Annotated in this window: 11 protein-coding genes; 2 read left to right on the forward strand and 9 right to left on the reverse strand. The window is 75.8% G+C overall.

Annotated features, from left to right (window positions below; all coding sequences use genetic code 11):
- Positions 1-27: 27 nt before the first annotated feature.
- Complete coding sequence (locus tag ACGF13_RS14000) at positions 28-657, reverse strand: PadR family transcriptional regulator (RefSeq protein ID WP_392873451.1); 630 nt, start codon at positions 655-657, stop codon at positions 28-30.
- 78 nt (positions 658-735) lie between these two features.
- Here ACGF13_RS14000 and ACGF13_RS14005 point away from each other — a divergent pair, with 78 nt between their 5' ends.
- Positions 736-1,707, forward strand: a complete 972-nt coding sequence (locus ACGF13_RS14005; RefSeq protein WP_392873454.1) for an endonuclease/exonuclease/phosphatase family protein — start codon at positions 736-738, stop codon at positions 1,705-1,707.
- A 15-nt stretch (positions 1,708-1,722) separates the two neighbouring features.
- On the opposite strand, the gene ACGF13_RS14010 is transcribed toward ACGF13_RS14005, so the two are convergent.
- From ACGF13_RS14010 to ACGF13_RS14025, 4 genes are all read right to left on the reverse strand, one after another.
- The gene (locus tag ACGF13_RS14010; protein WP_392873457.1) at positions 1,723-2,937 is read right to left on the reverse strand and encodes a PP2C family protein-serine/threonine phosphatase; all 1,215 of its coding nucleotides are present in this window, start codon (positions 2,935-2,937) and stop codon (positions 1,723-1,725) included.
- 191 nt (positions 2,938-3,128) lie between these two features.
- Entirely contained in the window at positions 3,129-6,437 is a 3,309-nt protein-coding gene (locus ACGF13_RS14015; RefSeq protein ID WP_392873460.1) for a UvrD-helicase domain-containing protein, read from the reverse strand.
- A 91-nt stretch (positions 6,438-6,528) separates the two neighbouring features.
- The gene (locus tag ACGF13_RS14020) at positions 6,529-9,861 is read right to left on the reverse strand and encodes an ATP-dependent helicase (protein ID WP_392873463.1); all 3,333 of its coding nucleotides are present in this window, start codon (positions 9,859-9,861) and stop codon (positions 6,529-6,531) included.
- A gap of 109 nt (positions 9,862-9,970) precedes the next feature.
- On the reverse strand, positions 9,971-10,324 hold the full coding sequence (locus ACGF13_RS14025; RefSeq protein ID WP_392873465.1) for an MGMT family protein: 354 nt from the start codon (positions 10,322-10,324) through the stop codon (positions 9,971-9,973).
- Between the two features lie 136 nt (positions 10,325-10,460).
- Between ACGF13_RS14025 and ACGF13_RS14030 the strand changes: the two genes are divergently transcribed.
- Positions 10,461-13,217 carry a flippase-like domain-containing protein gene (locus ACGF13_RS14030; RefSeq protein ID WP_392873468.1) on the forward strand — a complete coding sequence of 919 codons (2,757 nt, stop codon included), beginning with the start codon at positions 10,461-10,463 and terminating at the stop codon, positions 13,215-13,217.
- Between the two features lie 58 nt (positions 13,218-13,275).
- Here the strand turns inward: ACGF13_RS14030 and moeZ are convergent, their stop codons facing one another.
- The 4 genes from moeZ to ACGF13_RS14050 all read right to left on the reverse strand — a co-directional run bounded on the left by moeZ (position 13,276) and on the right by ACGF13_RS14050 (position 18,527).
- On the reverse strand, positions 13,276-14,454 hold the full coding sequence (gene moeZ, locus ACGF13_RS14035; protein ID WP_392873471.1) for an adenylyltransferase/sulfurtransferase MoeZ: 1,179 nt from the start codon (positions 14,452-14,454) through the stop codon (positions 13,276-13,278).
- 228 nt (positions 14,455-14,682) lie between these two features.
- Positions 14,683-15,672 (reverse strand): NAD-dependent epimerase/dehydratase family protein, encoded by a 990-nt coding sequence (locus tag ACGF13_RS14040; RefSeq protein WP_392873474.1) that lies wholly within the window; start codon positions 15,670-15,672, stop codon positions 14,683-14,685.
- Positions 15,673-15,834: 162 nt separating this feature from the next.
- Positions 15,835-16,887, reverse strand: a complete 1,053-nt coding sequence (locus ACGF13_RS14045) for a hypothetical protein (RefSeq protein WP_392873477.1) — start codon at positions 16,885-16,887, stop codon at positions 15,835-15,837.
- Complete coding sequence (locus tag ACGF13_RS14050) at positions 16,887-18,527, reverse strand: DUF3492 domain-containing protein (RefSeq protein ID WP_392873479.1); 1,641 nt, start codon at positions 18,525-18,527, stop codon at positions 16,887-16,889. Before ACGF13_RS14050 ends, ACGF13_RS14045 begins: the two co-directional genes overlap by 1 nt.
- Between the last annotated feature and the right edge of the window lie 474 nt (positions 18,528-19,001).

Raw genomic sequence — 19,001 nt, forward strand, 5'->3', positions numbered from 1 at the left:
AGCCTGGTGGTTCGGTACCGCGGGGGCTCAGGTGCGCAGGCGACGGCGGCCGCGCCTGGCGGGCGCGGCACCGTCGTCGGCCGCCTCGGCGGTGCGGGTCTGCAGGAGTTCGGCCTGCTGGGCGAGCCGGGTCTCGCAGTGGTCGAGCCAGCGGATCTCCGCTTCGGTCTGGAAGATGAGCTGGTCGAGGACCAGCAGCCAGGCCAGGTCGTTGCCGGTGGAGGGCACCGCGCCGGGGCGCGTCTCCCCCGCGAGGGCGCGGCCCTTGAGGCGGGTGTAGTCCTGGAGCGCCTTGATGCTGTGCCGGCGCTGGCCCTGGACGACGGCGGAGACGTCCACCCCGGGGACGGTCACCGCCATGGCGAGCTTGATCGCCAGTTCGTCGCGCGGCGGGTTGGTCCTGGGCACCGGGGTGTCGAACCAGGTGCGCAGTTCCTCCCGGCCGGCGTCGGTAGCGGCGTAGAACTGGTGGCCCTCGTCGTCCTCCCCCGCGGGCTCGACCAGTCCGTCGCGTTCCAGCCGCGACAGTGTGGTGTAGACCTGCCCGACGTTGAGCGGCCAGGTGGCGCCGGTGCGCGCCTCGAACTCGGTGCGCAGCTGGTAGCCGTAGCGCGGGCCCTGGTCGAGCAGGGCGAGCAGACCGTGACGGATGGACATACCGAGTATGTATACCCGGTATGCCCCACCGCCTCAAGCCGGGTCCGCCGCCCCGGGGAGCGGGTACCGTCGTGCGGTGTGAGCCAGTTGCGCATCGCCACCTTCAACCTCCTGCACGGCCAGCCGCTCGCCCCGGACGGCGGACCACGGCCCTACCCGTCCGACGCCGGCGGGCCGTTGGCCGAGGCGGTGGCCGCCCTGGACGCCGACGTACTGGCCCTCCAGGAGGTGGACCGGCACCAGGCACGCTCCGGCGGCACCGACCAGGCGGCGGTGGCGGCCGCGGCGATGGGTGCCAAGGACTGGCGCTTCGCCGCCGCGCTGCACGGCCGCCCGGCGCCGGTGGCGGGCTGGGTCAGGGAGCCGTCCGAGCCGGGCGCCCTGCGGGTGTACGGGCCGGACGAGGCGGGCGACGGCGCCCCGCCCTCCTACGGGACGGCGCTGCTGACGAGGCTTCCGGTGCGGCACTGGCGGGCCCGGCGGTTCGCCCCGGCGCCGTTCGGGCTGCCGCTGCGGGTGGCCGGGCGGCGCGGCCTGACCCCGGTGCTGGACGAGCCGCGGGCGGCGCTGGCGGCCGTCCTGGAGGGCGAGCGCGGGCCGTTCACCGTGGTGGCGGCGCACCTGTCGTTCGTCCCCGGCTGGAACATGGCGCAGCTGGCCGGCATCCGGCGCTGGATCGCCGACCTGCCCCAGCCGTACCTGGTACTGGGCGACTTCAACCTGGTCGGCGCGGTGCCGCGCACGGTGCTCGGCGGGGCGACGGCGCTGGAGCGCAGCGCACCGCGGGCCCGGGTGCGGGAGCTGCGGGCGGCCCGGCGGGCCCGGCCCTCGCTGGCCGAGCCGCGCCGGCGCCGGGTGCGCGAGCCGCGGCCGCGCCTGCAGGGCTGGTACGACCTGGCGCGTACGCCGACCTACCCCTCGCACCGGCCGGCGGTGCAGTTCGACCACGTGCTGGCGATCGGGGTGCCGCGTGCGGCGGTCGGCCCGGCGGCGGCGCCGCGGGCGGCGGTGTCGGACCACCGCCCGCTGCTGGTCGAGGTGTCGCTGTAGGACGGGGCCGGTTCCCTACTGGGGCGTCAGGATCCCGGCCTGCTGGGGGAGTTGGACGGCGGTGGCGGCGGCCCTGGGAACCGCCGGCCCGAGCGCGGGCGGGGGGTCGAACTGGAGCAGCAGCATGGCCGCGTCGTCGCCGAGCTGGCGCCCGACGTGGCGCACCACGTCCTCGTGCAGGCGCCGCAGGACGTCGGCCGGGCGGCCGTCGGCGCAGCGCGGGAAGCGTTCGGCGAGCGGGTAGAAGACGCCCGCGCGGTCGCGGGCCTCGATCACCCCGTCGGTGAACAGCAGCACCCGGTCGTCGCCCTGGAGCAGCAGCCGGTGCACCGGTGGGCGGACGTCGGCCGGGTCGAGGACGCCCAGGGGCGGTACGGTCTCGGCGAGTTCGAGCGCGCTGACCTCGCCGCCGCGCAGCAGCAGCGGGGCGGGGTGGCCGCAGTTGACGATCTCCGCGGTGCCGTCGGGCCCGACGCCGATCAGCACCAGGGTGACGAACTCCTCCTCCACGCCCGGGTGGTCGTTCTCGTGCAGGGCGCGGTCGAGGCTGACGGCCAGCCAGCCGGCCACCCGGTCCAGGGCGGCCTCCTGGTGGGCGGCCTCGCGGAAGGCGCCGAGCACGGCGGCGGCCGTCTCCACCGCGCCGAGGCCCTTGCCGCGGACGTCACCGACCACGGCCCGCACCCCGTGCCGGGTGTTGACCACCTCGTAGAGGTCGCCGCCGATCCGGGCGTGCGCGGCGGCGGCCTCGTAGTGGACGGCGGCCCGGACGGTGCCGACCCGCTCGGGGACGGGCCGCAGCAGCACCCGGCGGGCGATCGAGGCGACCAGCTGGGCGTCGGCGAGCGCCTGCTCCTGGCGCAGCCTCAGGGTGGCGCTGACCCAGCCGATCGCGGCGACGAGCAGGATCGCGAAGACGCTGGCGGCGTGCACGGACTCGCCGAGCGTGTCGCTGCGGAAGGCCATCAGGAAGGCCGCCGCCTCGGTGCCCAGACCGATGGCGAGCGGGTACCAGGTTCGGCGGCTGACCACGGCGGCCAGCGCGGGCACGGCGGTGAGGGCCGGTTCGACCGTCACCTCGGTGCCGCTGAGGTAGTCGAGGGCGACGATCAGCACCATGCCGATGAACGGCAGCGACAGCGCCGTCCTCGGCCAGGTGCCGGTCGCGCCCGGAGCGGGCCCCGGTGTCGGCCCGGTGAACCGCTCTCTGATCCATCCGGTCGCGCTCAACTTCGGTCTCTCCAGCAGAAGACGCCGATGCCCGGGGGCACCTGCGGTGATGACTGAGGGTCAGGGAATGCGGGCCTCGCTGGCGGCCGGAGCACGGGGGTTGACCGGTTACCGACCCCACAATAGGCGCGAAACGTGCACGACGCACAGGTTTCGGGCACTGGCGTGATGACTTGGATGCTCTGCGTGACTCAATAGTCACTGTTCCCGATCAGGAGCCGTTCCAACTCTTTTCGGCCGGGAAGTCCTGTCGGACGGACGATCCGGCCGCTGCGGACGTACAGGAACGAAGCCGTGACCTGCTCGGGATCGACGCCCGCGTGCTCGGCCCAGGCCAGCCGGTAGACCGCGAGCTGCAACGGGTCGGCGGTCTCCTCCCGATGGGTCTTCCAGTCCACCACTTCGTAGCGTGACGCACCACCGGATTCCGACAACCCGTCATCTTCCCGGTAGACGGCGTCGATCCGGCCCCGCACCACCCGGCCCGCCAGCACCAGCTGGAACGGCGCCTCCACCCGGTGGGGCTTGCGCTGCGCGTACGGGGTGCGCAGGAACGCCTCCTTGAGCCGCTCCAGGTCCTGCTCGTCCTCGATGCCGTCGTCGTCGGCGCCGGGCAGCGCGCCGGGCTCGACCAGCAGCAGCGGCTCGATCCGGGACTGCACCCAGGCGTGGAAGCGGGTGCCGCGCCGGGCCGCCGGCTGCGGCGGGCGCGGCATCGGGCGGGCCAGCTCGTGGGCGAAGCCGTCCGGGTCGGCGGCCAGGCGCAGCAGCTGGGTGGCGGACAGCGCGGCGGGCAGCGGCACGTCCCGGGCGGTGCGCCGGGAGCGCTCCAACTCGCCCAGCAGCGCGGTCAGATCGCGGTCCCAGGAGGCGACCTGGCGCTGGTCCTCGGGGGCCATCTCCTCCGGCCCGCCCTGCGCCTGGCCCGAGGGCCCGGAGGCGAGCGGGCGGGTCACCGCCCCGGCCACGCGCGAGCGCACCACCTCGGCGACGCGGCGGCGGGCGTGCTGGGCGGCCGGGTCCAGCGGCAGCGGCCAGGGGTGTTCGACGGGGGCGGCGAGCGCCGGGTTCTCGGCGCCCTTCTCCGGCTGCTCGGCCCAGTGCTCGACCTCGCCGGCGCCGGGCCGCTCGCAGTGCTCGCGCAGCTGCTCCAGGAAGGCGGACGGGCCGCGGACGGTCTTCTGGCTCGGCCCCCACCAGTGCCCGGAGGCCAGCAGCAGCGACCGGGGCCGGGTGAACGCCACGTAGCCCAGGCGCAGTTCCTCGACGGCGGAGTGCTCGGCGAGCTCCTTGCGGAACGCCGTCATCGACTTCCCGTTCCAGCCGCCGCGCACGTCGGGCAGGGTTTCGGCGTCGCCGCGCAGGGCGTGCGGAAGCACCCGCTTGGTGCTCGTCCAGCGTTCGCGCGGGCTCGATGACGGGAATGCGCCCCGTACCAGGCCGGGGACGGCGACCACGTCCCACTCCAGGCCCTTGGACTTGTGGGCGGTGAGCACCTTCACGGTGTCCTCGCCGCCGGGCAGGCTGCTGTCCAGGCCGCGCTCGTACTCCTGGGCGGCGCGCAGGAAGCCGAGGAAGGCGGCGAGGCCCGGGTCGCCGTCGAGGTCGGCGAAGGAGGCGGCGACGTCCAGGAAGGCGTGCAGGGTCTCCCGCCGCCGGGCGGCCAGGGCCTGCGGGGAGGCGGCGAGTTCGACCTCCAGGCCGGTGACGGACAGCACCCGGTGCAGCACGTCCATCAGCGGGTCGGCGAGCGAGCGGCGCAGGTCGCGCAGCTCGACGGCGAGCCGGGCGAAGCGCACCCGCGCCTCGGCGGAGAACGGCAGCTCGTCGGTCTTCCCCTGCTCACCGGACGGGGCTTCGAGGAAGGTCTCCACCGCGTCGGCCAGCGAGACCACCTCGGTCGGGTCGGCCTCGGCGACGGCGGCGGCCAGCGCCTCGACGCCCTCGGGCCGGTCGGTGCGCACCAGGTCGGCGGCCCGGCGGCCGAGCAGGGCGAGGTCGCGCGGGCCGATCCGCCAGCGCGGGCCGATCAGCAGGCGCACCAGCGCGGCGTTGGCGGTCGGGTCCTGCAGCACCTCGCAGACCGCGACCAGGTCGGCCACCTCGGGCAGCTGCAGCAGCCCGCCGAGGCCGACCACCTCGACCGGCACCTCCCGGGCGACCAGCGCGGCGTGGATGTCCGGGAAGGCCGCGCCGCCGCGGCACAGCACGGCGATCCGGCCGGGCGCGGTACCGGTGCGCACCAGGTGGGCGACCGAGTCGGCCAGCCAGTCGATCTCCTCGGCGTGGGTGGGCAGCAGCGCCGCGCGCACGAAGCCGTCCTGCTCGGCGCCGGGGGCGGGGCGCAGCGCCTCGACGCCCTCGTGCATCTCCCGCAGCGGGGCGGCGAGTTCGTTGGCGAAGGCGAGCAGCCGGCCGCCGCTGCGGCGGTTCTCGCTGAGCGCGTAGCGGTCGGCGGGGCGGCCGTCGGCCTTCGGGAAGTGCCGGGGGAACTCGTCGAGGTTGGCCACCGAGGCGCCGCGCCAGCCGTAGATCGCCTGGCAGGGGTCGCCGACGGCGGTCACCGGGTGGCCGCTGCCGCCGCCCGTGGGGGAGGCGGCGGGGCCGGCGCCGAACAGGCCGGCGAGCATCAGCCGCTGGGCGACGGAGGTGTCCTGGTACTCGTCCAGCAGCACCACCTTGAACTGGCCGCGCAGCAGCTCGCCGACCTCGGGGCGCTGCTGGGCGAGGCGGGCGGCGGCGGCGATCTGGTCGCCGAAGTCCATCAGCCCGGCGGAGCGCTTGCGGCGCCGGTAGTCCTCGACCAGGCGCAGCAGCTCCAGCCGGGCCCGGGCGGCGGCCGGGACGGCCCGCAGGTCGTCGTTGGTCAGCTTGACGGTGGCGAGGGTGTCCAGCAGACCCTCGTCGTACTCGCGCAGGGTCTGCGGTTCGACCAGGTGCTCGGCGAGTTCGCCGTCCAGTGCGGTGAGGTCGGCGACCAGGTTGGCGAAGGTGCCGGTGAGCGCGGGGAAGGGGCCGCGGGCGCTGCGCAGCACCTTGGCGGCGAGCTGGAAGCGGGTGGCGTCGGCGAGCAGCCGGACGTCCGGTTCGACGCCGATCCGCAGGCCGTGCTCCTTGAGCAGGCGGCCGGCGAAGGCGTGGTAGGTGGAGATCTCCGGGTCTCCGAGCGGCTCGGCGGCGTCCCGGTCGGCGATGCTCCCCCAGCCTCCGGCCGGGGGTACCCCCAGCGCGCCGAGACGCAGCGAGGCGCGGACCCGTTCGGAGAGTTCGGCGGCGGCCTTGTTGGTGAAGGTGAGGCCGAGCACCTCCTCGGGCCGTACGGCGCCGGAGCCGACCAGCCAGACCACCCGGGCGGCCATCACCGTGGTCTTGCCGGAGCCGGCGCCGGCCACGATCACGGCCGGTTCGAGGGGGGCCGCGATGGCCGCCATCTGTTCCCGGTTGAACGGGATCCCCAGCAGCTCCTTGAGCTGGTCGGGATGGCTGAGCACGGCGGTCACCCCGCAACCGTAACCGGAGCGACGGACAAGCTTCGCCTCGCCGGTGCCCGGGTGCGCTGCCCGACCGGCGGTGTCGCCGGTGCCCGACCGGCTACTCGACCAGCTGGGTGCCGTCGCGCTGGGCGGAGCAGCTGCGGCGGAAGGCGCAGCGGTCGCAGCCGCCGCCGGTCTGCGGGACGAAGCGCTCGGCGAGGACCTTCCCGGCGGCCTCGGCGAGCAGGTTCTCGATCCAGGGCTCGCCCTGGGGCGGCTCCTGGCGCTGCACCTTGGGGGCGTCCTGGGCGGCCTTGGCGGCGGGCTCGCGCAGGTGGACGAGTTCGGCGCCGCCGGTGTCGGGCGGGTGCGCGGTGAAGCCGGGCAGCTCGTTCAGGGCGCCGGCCCGGACGGCGAGCTGGTAGACGGCGAGCTGCTTGTGCTCGGGCAGCGACTTGTCGGTGGGTATCTGCTTGCCGGTCTTGAAGTCGACGACGTAGGCGCGTCCGGCCGAGTCCTTCTCGACCCGGTCCATCGAGCCGCGGATGCGCACCGCGACGCCGCCGACGTCGAGGGTGACGTCGAAGCCGTGCTCGGTGGCGACGAGGTCGCGGCCGCGTTCCAGGACGTGCCAGTTGAGGAAGCGCTCCAGGGCGGCGCGGGCCTCGGTCTTCTCCTGCTGGGACTTCCAGGGCGCGTCGAAGGCCAGGGCGTCCCAGACGGTGTCCAGCCGTTCCATGAGCACGGCGAGGTCGGCGGGGGTGCGGCCGGAGCCGACCTCGTCGGCGAGGGCGTGCACCACGTTGCCGAAGCCCTGGGCGGCCGAGCCCGCGCCGCGCGCCTTGACCTCCTTGTCCAGGAACCACTGCAGGGAGCAGCTCTCCAGCTGTTCCAGTCCGCTGCCGGACAGCCGGACGGGAGCGTCGGCGCTGCGCAGCGGTTCGGGCGCGGAGGTCGGGTCGTCCAGGCCCCACCAGCGTTCGGGGTGGGCGGCGGGCACCAGCGGCAGCCCGTCCTCGTCGGTGGCGGCGGCGAGGGTGGCGAGCCGTTCGGCGGCGGCGCGGCGCAGTTCGGGCGAGCGGGCGGGGTCGACGGTGACGGCGCGCAGTTCGGCGACGAGGGCGGCGACGGACAGCGGGCGGCGGGGGCGGTGGGTGACGTCCTCGACGGTGGCGGGCGGGGTGCGGCGGACCACCTTGCCGGTCCTGGGGTCGACGTCCTCGCGGTAGAGCTCGCGCAGGAAGCGGGAGGGCTCGTCGCCGTCGTCGGCGGGGGCCTTGACGGCGGTGACGATCAGCCGTTCCCTGGCGCGGGTCGCGGCGACGTAGAAGAGGCGGCGCTCCTCGCCGAGCAGGGCGCCCGGGGAGAGCGGTTCGGCGAGGCCGTCGCGGCCGATCCGGTCGGCCTCCAGCAGGGAGCCGCGGCGGCGCAGGTCGGGCCAGAGGCCGTCCTGGACGCCGGCGACGACGACCAGGCGCCACTCCAGGCCCTTGGAGCGGTGGGCGGTCATCAGCCGTACGGCCTCGGGGCGCACGGCCCGGACGGTGAGGGTGTCGGCGGCGATGTCCTGGGCTTCGAGTTCGGCGAGCAGGTCCAGGGCGCTGCGGTGGCCGGTGACCTGTTCCTCGGCGCGGGCGGCGGTCTCGAACAGGGCGCACAGCGCGTCCAGGTCGCGGTCGGCGTTGCGGCCGGCCGCGCCGCCGCGCAGGGCGGCGCGTTCCAGGCGCTCGCGCCAGCGGCGGCTGCCGTCCCACAGTTCCCACAGGGCCTCCTCGGCGGTGCAGCCGCCGGCCAGCTGTTCGCGGACCTTGCGCAGCAGGGTGCCGAGGTCGCGGGCGCGGCGGGCGTGCGCGGGGTCGAGGGCGACGAGGCGCTCGGGTTCGGCGAGGGCCTCGCGGATCAGCTCGGCGGCCGGGCGCGGGGCGGCGGCGGGGCCGGGGCGGGCCTCGGCGTCGGCGCGCAGCGCGGCGCGTTCCTCCTCGCGCAGGGCGCGGCCGAGGCGGCGCAGGTCGGAGCCGTCGAGGCCGCCGAGCGGGCCGATGAGCAGGGCGTGTGCCAGTTCGGTGGTGAGCGGGTCGGGGGCGTCGGGGTCGCCCTGCTTGTCCCGGGCGGCCTGCTCGGCGCAGACCCGCAGGGCGAGCAGCAGCTGGGCGACGGCGGGTTCCTCGCGCAGCGGCAGGTCGTCGCCGTCGATCTCCAGCGGGACGCCGGCCGCCCCGAGTGCCCGCCGTACGCCGGGGATGGAGCGGGCACCGGCCCGGACGAGCACGGCCATCTCGCCCCAGGGGACGCCGTCCTCCAGGTGGGCGCGGCGCAGCAGGTCGGCGATCGAGTCGAGTTCGGCGCCGGGGGTCGGGTAGGTGTAGACCTCGACCCGGCCGCCCTCGCGGGAGGGCAGCAGGGCGCGGTGCTGGGCGAGCTTGTCGGCGGGCAGCCGGCCCATCGGCATCCGGCGGGCGAGTTCCCGGGAGGCGGCGAGCAGGACGGCGCCGGAGCGGCGGGAGACCCTGAGCACCTTGACCTCGGCGGGGCTGCCGTCGGCCTGCCGGAAGGTCTGCGGGAAGTCGAGGATGCCGTTGATGTCGGCGCCGCGGAAGGCGTAGATCGACTGGTCCGGGTCACCGACGGCGACGAGGTCGCGTCCGCCGCCGGCCAGCCGGCGCAGCAGCCGGACCTGGGAGGGGTCGGTGTCCTGGTACTCGTCGACGAAGACGACGTCGTAGCGCCGCCGCAGTTCCTCGCCGACGTCGGGGCGTTCGGCGAGGAGGACGGCGCGGTGGACGAGTTCGGCGTAGTCGAGGACGCCGCGCAGGTCGAGGACGTCGAGGTAGTCGGCCAGGAAGTGCGCGGCGGCGGCCCAGTCGGGGCGCTGGACGCCCTGGGCGAAGCGTTCCAGTTCGGCTTCGCCGAGGCCGAGTTCGCGGCTGCGGGCGAGGACGGCGCGGACCTCGTCGGCGAAGCCGCGGGTGGTGAGGCAGGCCCGCAGGTCCAGCGGCCACCGGATGCGGGAGTTGCCGAGCCTGGCGTCCTCGGCGCCGCCGGCCAGCAGTTCGCGGACCATGACGTCCTGCTCGGGGCCGGAGAGCAGCCGCAGCGGCTCGGCGTAGTCCTGCGGGTCCTGGTGGGCGCGCAGCAGGGCGTAGCAGAAGGAGTGGAAGGTGGTGGCCTGCGGGGCGGCGGCCGAGCCGCCGAGGCGGCCGGACATCCGGTCGCGCAGTTCCGTGGCGGCCTTGCGGCTGAAGGTGAGGACGAGGATCCGCTCGGGGTCGGTGCCGTCCTCGATCCGCCGGGCGACGGCTTCGACGAGTGTGGTGGTCTTGCCGGTGCCCGGCCCGGCCAGGACGAGCAGCGGCCCGCCGGCGTGCTCGACCACGGCGCGCTGGTAGGCGTCCAGCACGGGTGGGTCGGGCTGGACGAGCGGGCTGCGCACGAGCCGGTAGGGGGAGCTCACGTACTTGGTCCTGGGGTCGGGCGGTGGGGCACGGCGGGGCGGGCCCGTGGTGGGTCCGCCCGCATCGAGCCTACGATCCTGCCCCGTCAATCCGATCCGTGCGGCGGTTTCAGCGACTTTCCCGGCCGTCCCAGCGGGCCCGTTCGAGGTCGACCCGGGGCGGGTCGGCGAGTTCGCGCAGCGGGGTGCCCTCGTCGCCGTAGTGGGCGAGGGCGCGTTGCTCGTGGCCGGGCAGCAGGCGGCCGTCCGCGCGGATGACCCGCCACCAGGGCACCGAGCCGCCGTACAGGGCCATCACCCGGCCGACCTGTCGGGGGCCGCCCTGGCCGAGGTATTCGGCGACGTCGCCGTAGGTCATCACCCTGCCGGGTGGAATCCGCTCGGTCAGGTCGAGCACCAGTTCGACGAAGGGTGGCAGGGCATCCGGAAGGCTTTCGTGTGTTGCGTCCGTCACCTGCGGCATCCTTCCCTACGGGGGCGCACCCGCGGCCCCGCAAGGAAGGATGCGCCGCGCCCGATCCGCCCCCTGTCCCGCACGGGGCGCCGGGGCATGCCACCATCTTCCGGGGCGGTGAGTGGTGATACGAGGACAAGACCAGATGACCGGGACGGCTGACGTGGGCGTGGACAAGGACTCCGACGAGTCCACCGCCGCCGTGCCGTCGCCGCCCGGGAGCGAGAACAAGGGCCGGCCCGAACCGGGGCCGACGCCGGAAGTCTCCCTGATCAAGGACCGGACGATCAAGACCCCCGCACCAGCGAAGGCCCCCGGACAGCCCGGCCCGCCCCCGGTCGAGACCACCGCGGCCCCGGAGCCGGCGGCCGCGCGGGGCCCGCAGGCCCCCGCCACCCCGCCCGAGGACCACGAGGCCCTGGACGACGCCCCGCACCTGGACGTCGACGAGCCGCTGCTCGCCGCCCGTGCGCACCGCCCGTCCGACCTGATCCGCTTCCTGGCCGGCGTCCTCGGGATAGTCGCCGTCTTCGTGCTGGCCGGCATCGCCACCTCGACCACCACCGGCATCGAGCAGGACATCGCCTCCAACGCGCCGCACTTCTCCGCGGTGTTCTCCACCATCACCGGCCTGCTCTCCAGCGTCGCGGTGCTCGCCGTGCCGCTGGCCTTCGCCGTCGAGCGGCTGATCAAACGCGACGGCCTGCGGGTCGCCGACGGCGTGCTCGCCTCGGTGCTGGCGTACGGCGTCTCGCTCGGCATCGACTGGTGGGTGGCCGAGGGCGCCTCCGAGCACATCCGGGACGCGCTGACCCGGCTGCCGATGGACAGCAACGGCACCCTCACCGACCCGGTGCACGGCTACCTCGCCCCGGTGATCGCCTACATGACCGCCGTCGGCATGTCGAGCAGACCGCGCTGGCGGGTCGCCCTGTGGGTGGTGGTCGTCTTCAGTGGCGTCACCGAGCTGCTCGGCGGCTACACCACCCCGATGTCGCTGCTGCTCACCGTGCTGATCGGCTGGTCCGTCGCCTACGGCACGCTGTACGCGATCGGCTCCCCCAACATCCGGCCCACCGGCCAGCACCTGATGATCGGCCTGCGCAAGGTCGGCTTCACCCCGGCCGGCGCCGTGCGCGCCCCCGACGCCCCCGGCGGCACCCGCCGCTACCACGTCACCCAGCAGGCCGGGCCCCAGCTGGACGTCCACATCATCGACCGCGAGCAGCAGGCCTCCGGCTTCTTCTACCGGGCCTGGCGGCGGCTGCGGCTGCGCTCGGTCGCGGTGCGCCGCAGCCCCCAGTCGCTGCGCCAGGCGCTGGAGCAGGAGGCCCTGATCGCGTACGCGGCGGCCGCCTCGGGCGCCCGCGCGCCGCAGCTGGTCGCCACCTCCGAGCTCGGCCCGGACGCCGCGATCCTGGTGTACGAGAACGTCGAGGGCCGCACCCTGGACGAGCTGGCCGACGAGGAGGTCACCGACCGGGTGATGGCCTCGATCTGGCAGTCGGTGGCCGCCCTGCACGAGCGCCGGATCGCCCACCGCCGGCTCACCGGCGAGTCGCTGCTGGTGGTGGACGAGCGGTCCGGCTGCCTGGTCAACCTCTCCGGCGGCGACATCGCCGCCACCGACCTGACGCTGCGGATCGACGTCGCCCAGCTGCTCACCACCTTCGCGCTGCGGATCGGCCCGGAGCGGGCCGTCGCCACCGCCAACGCGGTGCTCGGCGCCGACCGGGTGGCGCAGGCGCTGCCGCTGCTCCAGCCGGTCGGGATGAGCCGCTCCACCCGGGTCGACCTCGCCAAGCTCACCAAGGAGCGCAAGACCGCCGCCCGGGCCAGGGCGCTGGAGCAGGTCGCGGCCGGCGAGCGCACCCAGCAGCAGGCGGAGGAGGACATCGCGGCGGCCGGCGAGGACCTGCTGAGCCGCATCCGCGGCCAGATCCTCCAGATCGCCCCCGAGGCCCCGATGGCCCCGGCCAAGCTGGAACGGCTGAAGCCGAAGACCCTGATCATGGTCATCGCGCTCACCTTCGCCGCCTACCTGGCGCTGACCACCATCAAGCCGGCCCAGCTGAAGCTCTCCCAGATGAACTGGGCCTGGGCCGCGGCCGCGCTGCTCGCCGCCGCCTTCAGCTACGTGGCCGCCTCGATGAGCCTGACCGGCTTCGTCCCCGAGCGGCTGCCGTTCCGGCGCACCGTCGCCGCCCAGCTGGCCGGCTCCTTCGTCAAGCTGGTCGCCCCCGCCGCGATCGGCGGCATCGCGCTCAACACCCGCTACCTGCAGAAGGCCGGCATCCGCTCCGGCCAGGCGGTCGCCTCGGTCGGCGCCTCCCAGCTGGCGGGCCTGGCCGGGCACCTGCTGCTGCTGTTCAGCTTCGGTCTGATCACCGGCAGCCAGACCAACGGGGACCTCTCCGCCTCCCGCGCGGTGATCATCGGCGTGCTGTCCGCCGCCGTGCTCGCCCTGGTGGTGGCCGCCGTCGCGCCGCTGCGCCGGTTCGTGCTGGGCCGGCTGCGCTCGCTGTTCTTCGGCGTGGTGCCGCGGATGCTGGACCTGATGCAGACGCCCAGCAAGCTGGTCACCGGCTTCGGCGGCATCCTGCTGCTGACCCTCTCCTTCACCGCCTGCCTGGACTTCTCGGTGCAGGCCTTCGGCGGGGACATCAGCTTCTCGGCCGTCGCGGTGGTCTTCCTGACCGCCAACGCGGCCGGCTCGGCGATCCCCACCCCCGGCGGCATCGGCCCGGTCGAGGTCGCCCTGATCGGCGCCCTGACCGTCGCCGACGTCTCCCCCGCGGTCGCCACCCCGGCGGTCTTCCTCTACCGGGCACTCACCTTCTGGCTGCCGGTGATACCCGGCTGGATCGCCTACAACGTGCTCCAGCGCAAGAACGCGCTCTGAGCCGCCCCGGAACACGGGAAAGGGCCCGCCGTCCGGCGGGCCCTTCTCCGTTGCGCTCCTAGTAGACCGGCTTGTGCGGCTCGATCTGGTTCACCCAGCCGAGCACGCCGCCGCCCAGGTGCACGGCGTTGCCGAAGCCGGCGGCCTTCACCACGGCCAGCACCTCGGCCGAGCGCACGCCCGACTTGCAGTGCAGCACGATCTTCCTGTCCTGCGGCAGCTTCTCCAGCGCGTCGCCCATCAGGAACTCGTTCTTCGGGATCAGCACCGCGCCGGGGATGTTGACGATCTCGTACTCGCCGGGCTCGCGGACGTCGATGAGGAAGATGTCCTCCTTGTCGTCCTGCCACTGCTTGAGCTGCTGCGAGGTGATGGTCGAACCGGCGGCGGCGGCCTGCGCCTCCTCCGACACGACGCCGCAGAAGGCCTCGTAGTCGATCAGCTCGGTGACCGTCGGGTTCTCACCGCAGACGGCGCAGTTCGGGTCCTTGCGGACCTTCACCTGGCGGTAGTTCATCTCCAGGGCGTCATAGATCATCAGCCGGCCGAGCAGCGGCTCACCGATGCCGGCCAGCAGCTTGATCGCCTCGTTGACCTGGATCGAGCCGATGGACGCGCACAGCACGCCCAGCACGCCGCCCTCGGCGCAGGACGGGACCATGCCCGGCGGCGGGGCCTCCGGGTAGAGGCAGCGGTAGCACGGGCCGTGCTCGGCCCAGAACACGCTGGCCTGGCCGTCGAAGCGGTAGATCGAGCCCCACACGTACGGCTTGCCGAGCAGCACCGCGGCGTCGTTCACCAGGTAGCGGGTGGCGAAGTTGTCGGTGCCGTCCACGATCAGGTCGTAGCCGGAGAAGATCTCCATGACGTTGGAGTTGTCGAGGCGCTCCTCGTGGAGCACCACGTTCACGTACGGGTTGATCTCCTTGACCGAGTCGCGGGCCGACTCCGCCTTGGAACGGCCGACGTCCGACTGGCCGTGGATCACCTGGCGCTGCAGGTTCGACTCGTCGACCACGTCGAACTCGACGATGCCCAGCGTGCCGACACCGGCGGCGGCCAGGTACAGCAGGGCCGGCGAGCCGAGACCGCCGGCGCCGACGCACAGCACCTTGGCGTTCTTCAGCCGCTTCTGCCCCGCCATGCCCACGTCCGGGATGATCAGGTGGCGGGAGTACCGGCGGACCTCGTCGACGGTGAGCTCGTCGGCCGGCTCGACCAGGGGTGGCAGCGACACGGGGACTCCGATGGGTCGTGTTCGGGTGGCCAGGGCCAACCTCGGTGCGGGGTTGTCGCTCCGCCACGCGGGTGGCTGTCTAGGCCAACAGTGTCACGCCCCGACACTATTCCGAGACAGCCCGTCCGATGGGCGAGACGGGCCACGTCGGATCGTGGAACCCGCGCCAGGGCCCCGGAAGGCGCCCCGAGCCCGTGGTTGACGGGCTCGGGGCACTGCCCCGCACGCTCACACCCGACAGGCCGTCTCCAGCCAGACGTCGCCCAGCGACTCCTCCAGCGGCACCTGCGTCCGCCATCCGAGACGGTCCCGGGCGGTGCGCACGTCCGCCTGCCGCCACGGCACCGGCTCACCCGGCACCGGCCGCCCCTCCGGCCGGTGCCCCTCCGGCCGGTGCCCGGGCAGGTGGTGGCCCGGCAGGTGGTCGCCGCCCGCCCCGACGGCCTGCGCCGGCAGCAGGACCTGCCGGTTCTCCTCGACGATCTGCCCCTCGAAGCCCGAGGCCCGCACCAGCAGCTGGGCCGCGTCCCGGGCCCGGACGGCGTGCCCGCTGCCGATGTTGACCACCCCCGTGGCGGCCGACACCGCGGCCGCCTGGATGGCCCGCGCGACGTCCCGCACGTCCACGAAATCCCGGTATCCGGACAGGTCCGGCATCCGCACCTGGTGCTCGTCCCGCTCCAGCGCCCGCCGCAGGCCCTCGGCCAGCCGCCCGAACAGCGAGGCGGTCGGCGCCCCCGGGCCCACCACGTCGAACACCCGCAGCACCGCCGCGTCCAGCCCGGACGCCAGCACCAGCTCCGTCCCGGCCAGCTTGGACACCCCGTACGGGCCGACCGGCCGCGGCTCGGCCTGCTCGGACACCGGCACCCCGCCGGGCACCGGCCCGTACTCGGCGGCCGAGCCGACGTGCACCAGCCGGGCCGGCTCCCGGCTGCGCCGGATGGCCTCGCAGACGGTCGCGACGGCCAGCGTGTTCGACCGGATCAGGGTGCGCGAGCTGCCGTAGGTGGCGCCCGCGCAGTTGATCACCACCTGCGGCGCGACCGCGTCCAGGAACCGGGCCAGCGCGCCCGGGCTCCCGGTGGTCAGGTCGAAGCGGATGTCGGCCGAGTCGCGCCGGCCGAGCACCGTCACCTGCAACTCCTGGTCCATCAGCAGACGATCGGTGACCCGGCGGCCGATGAAGCCGTCGGCGCCCAGCAGCAGCACCCTCATCGGGGGTGTCCTTCCACGAAGCCAGCTCGGGACGACCTGGCGGACTGAGTTCAACGAACGGGACGAAACCGGGGATCACGCGGTGGATCCCGGAGTGGATCGAAGGAACGGGCGGACGGCCCTCGGCGGCCGTGCCCGGCGGACGGCGCTCGCGGACGGCGCTCAGCGGTACGAGCCGGCCCGGCCGAGCACTGCCCCGGCGTACGCCAGCAGCGCCACCGCGACGGTGCCGCCGCCGAGCAGCCACGCCTCCGGGGCCGAGCGCCCCAGGGCGAGCGGGCCGAGCACCGCGGCGGCCCCGGCCGACGCCCCCGCCGCGGCGGCCGTCGCCCGGCCGCACCGCGCCAGCAGCACCGGCAGCACCAGCAGCAGGCCCAGCACGCCCGGCCCCGCCCACTGGGCGGGGCCGGCCCGCTCGGCCGCCAGGTGCAGCAGCCCGCCGCCGTGGCCGGGTCCGGGGCGCGGCGCGACGACGGCCAGCACGGCCAGCGCGGCGAAGCTCAGCACCCCGAGCACCGCCAGGTGCAGGGCCAGCGCGACCGGGAGCACCGGCCGCATCCGGGCCCGGAACCCGGCCAGGGTGCCCGCCGCGCCCAGGTGGCCGCGGCCGACCTGCCGGTACCAGCGGGCCGTCCGCTCGGCCGCCCCGACCGACACCGCCGCCGCCACCGCCAGCGCGACGGCCGACGGGCGGTCCCCGCCCGGCGCGGCCGGCGGGAGCAGCAGCAGCGCGGCCAGGCCCAGCCCGTGGCCCAGCGCCGCCGGACGGAGCCGGGCGCCGGGGCGACCGGGCCCGGCGCCCGGCGGGGCCGGCTCGGCCGGGGGCGGCGCGGTCAGCGCGGGCAGCAGCACCAGCGGGACGGCGGCGCACAGCAGCACCGGCCAGCGCGGGCCGAGCGCGGCCGCCCCCGCGCAGGGCGGCGCGGCCAGCGCGGCCGCGGTCAGCGCGGCCCTGGCGGCGGCCCCGCCCGTCCGCGGCGGCTCCACCGGCCCGGGCACCGGCGGGCGGCGGGGCACCCGGGCGTACAGTTCCTCGGCCAGCGAGAACAGGTCGGCGTGCCGGCAGCGGGCGGCGGCGTCCCGGCCGAGCCCGGCCTCCTCCAGCCCGGCGGCGATCTCCAGCGGGTCGACGGCGCGCTCGCACAGCTCGCGGTGCTCCGCCATCACCTCGCGCACCGGGTCCGCGCTGCCGCCGAGCAGGGTGGCGCCGGACATCAGACGGCCTCGGCGAGTTCGGCCGACCGCCGCCCGGCCGGCTCCCGCGGGCCGCCGGGGTCCACGCTCCCGCCCGGCGCGGAGGCCGGCCCGGCGCCGCGCGGTCCGTCGGCCAGCCAGTACTCGGCGGGGCGGGCGAAGGGGCGCGGCGCCGGCCCGCCCTCGCCGCCGCCCCCGCCGTCGGGGAAGGCCGGGTACTGCGAGACCAGCTCCAGGTAGATCTCCCGGAAGGCGCCGATCACCGGCTCCACGGCGAAGCGTTCCTGCGCCCGCAGCCGCCCGGCCAGCCCGAGCCGGCCGCGCCGCTCCTCGTCGCGCAGCAGCGCCAGGCAGGCGCCGGCCAGGGCGCGCGGATCGCGGGCGGGCACCAGCAGCCCGGTCGGCCCGACCACCTCACGGGCCACCCCGACGTCCGTGGAGACCACCGCCCGGCCGCTGAGCATCGCGTCCGCCAGCAGCCGGGGGCTGCGCTGGGACCGTCCCAAGAAGACCGCCACCGTGCCCGACTCCCAGGCCTCGGCGAGCGAGCCGGGCCGGCCGGCGAAGTCCACCGCCGGGGCCGCCCCCAGCCGCTCGGCCAGCGCCGCACAGTGCGCCCGGTGGCCGGGCGCCGTCTCCTCGCCGTACACCACCAGCCGGGCGCCGGGCAGCTCGGCGCGGACCCGGGCGAAGGCGTGCAGCGCGAGCTCCGGGTCCCGGCCCGGCTCCAGCGCGTCGGCCCACACCAGGGTCGGCGTCGCGGGCTCGGGCCCGGCGGCCGGGCGGTCCACCGCCGGCGTGCCCTCGTGCACCACCCGGGTACGGGCCGGGTCGGCGCCGCAGCGGCGCTGCCACTGCTGGTCGTGGGCACTGCCGGGGGTGAGTATCGCGGCCTGCCGGTACGTCTCCTCGGTGAGCGCCCGGAAGAAGGACAGCAGCAGCGCGCGCACCGGCCACCGGTACGGCGCCTCGCGGTGGCGGAGGTACTGCTCACGCAGGTGCGGGCCGTGCTCGGTGACCACGAACGGCACCCCGTGCAGGTGCCGGGCCACCAGGGCGGGCAGCGCGGCCGGACCGCCGCCGACCACGTGGCACAGGTCGGCCGCGCCGAGGCCGCCGGGGCCGGTGCCGTACCAGGGCGCGGACAGCGGGCGCAGGCACTGCTCCAGCAGGTCCGCGGCGACCAGCACGTCGCACACCGGCGGCCGCCCGGCCGAGGTGTCCGCGCCGGGCAGCCGCCAGGTCCGTTCCAGCAGCCGGCGGGCGTGCGCGGAGGCCAGGAAGGCGGGCAGCGCGCCGTCCTCCCGGGCGAGTGCCGCCAGCCGGTACAGCCCGGGCCCGAAGCCGGCCCGCTCGGCGGGCAGCACCAGGGCCCGCACCATTTGTTCGTACGCCCCGGCGTACCGGCGTCTGCGCGGCGCGGACGGGCGGCGCAGGCGCCCCGCCGCCCGTCCGCCCGGCCGGCGCCCCCACGGCGCCAGCTCGTACGTGCCGCGCCACACGGGCGACGGCCGCTCCGCGGCGCCCGGGGCCTGCGGGCCGGCGAGCAGGTAGCGCTCGAACCCGTGCTCCGGCAGGCCCTCGGCGAGCCGGTCGCACCAGTCCCCGGTACCACGCCGGGAATGCGGACGGGCACCCTCGGTGAGCAGGGCAACGCGCACGGGAGACCTCCGGGGCAGAGCGGATTCGCTGGGCGGGATCACGGACGGATCGACGGATTTCCGGGTGGCCCGGGCAGTGGCCCGGGGCCCCGCGGGGTGGCGGGGACGGGTCGGGCCGGGGAGTCCGGTCGGCCCCGGCCGGCGCCGCGGTGCCTCCGTGCGGCCCGCCGGCGGTCCGGTCGCGGACGCGCCGCGTTCCGTTCCCCCGGGTGCCCGCTCGCTCCGGCGGGTCGGGCCCGACCCGCCGGGACCCCTCGGCCGCGGCCGCCCTCCGGTTCCTCCGGCGGCCGCGGGCCCCCACACCTGTTCGGTCCGACAGCAGAAAGGTAGGACCGGCCCGGGCCGATCCATCGGTCACCTGCCTGCCTGCCACCTGATCGAGTGAACTGACGTGACCTCGACCGGAACCGGGGCGTTACCGGGCGGTATGCGCGGCCGCCCGCGTGGCGCCCGCCCGGGCGCGCGGTCGGACCG

Origin of the sequence: Kitasatospora sp. NPDC048286 (assembly GCF_043201735.1) — a bacterium.
GTDB lineage: Bacteria > Actinomycetota > Actinomycetes > Streptomycetales > Streptomycetaceae > Kitasatospora.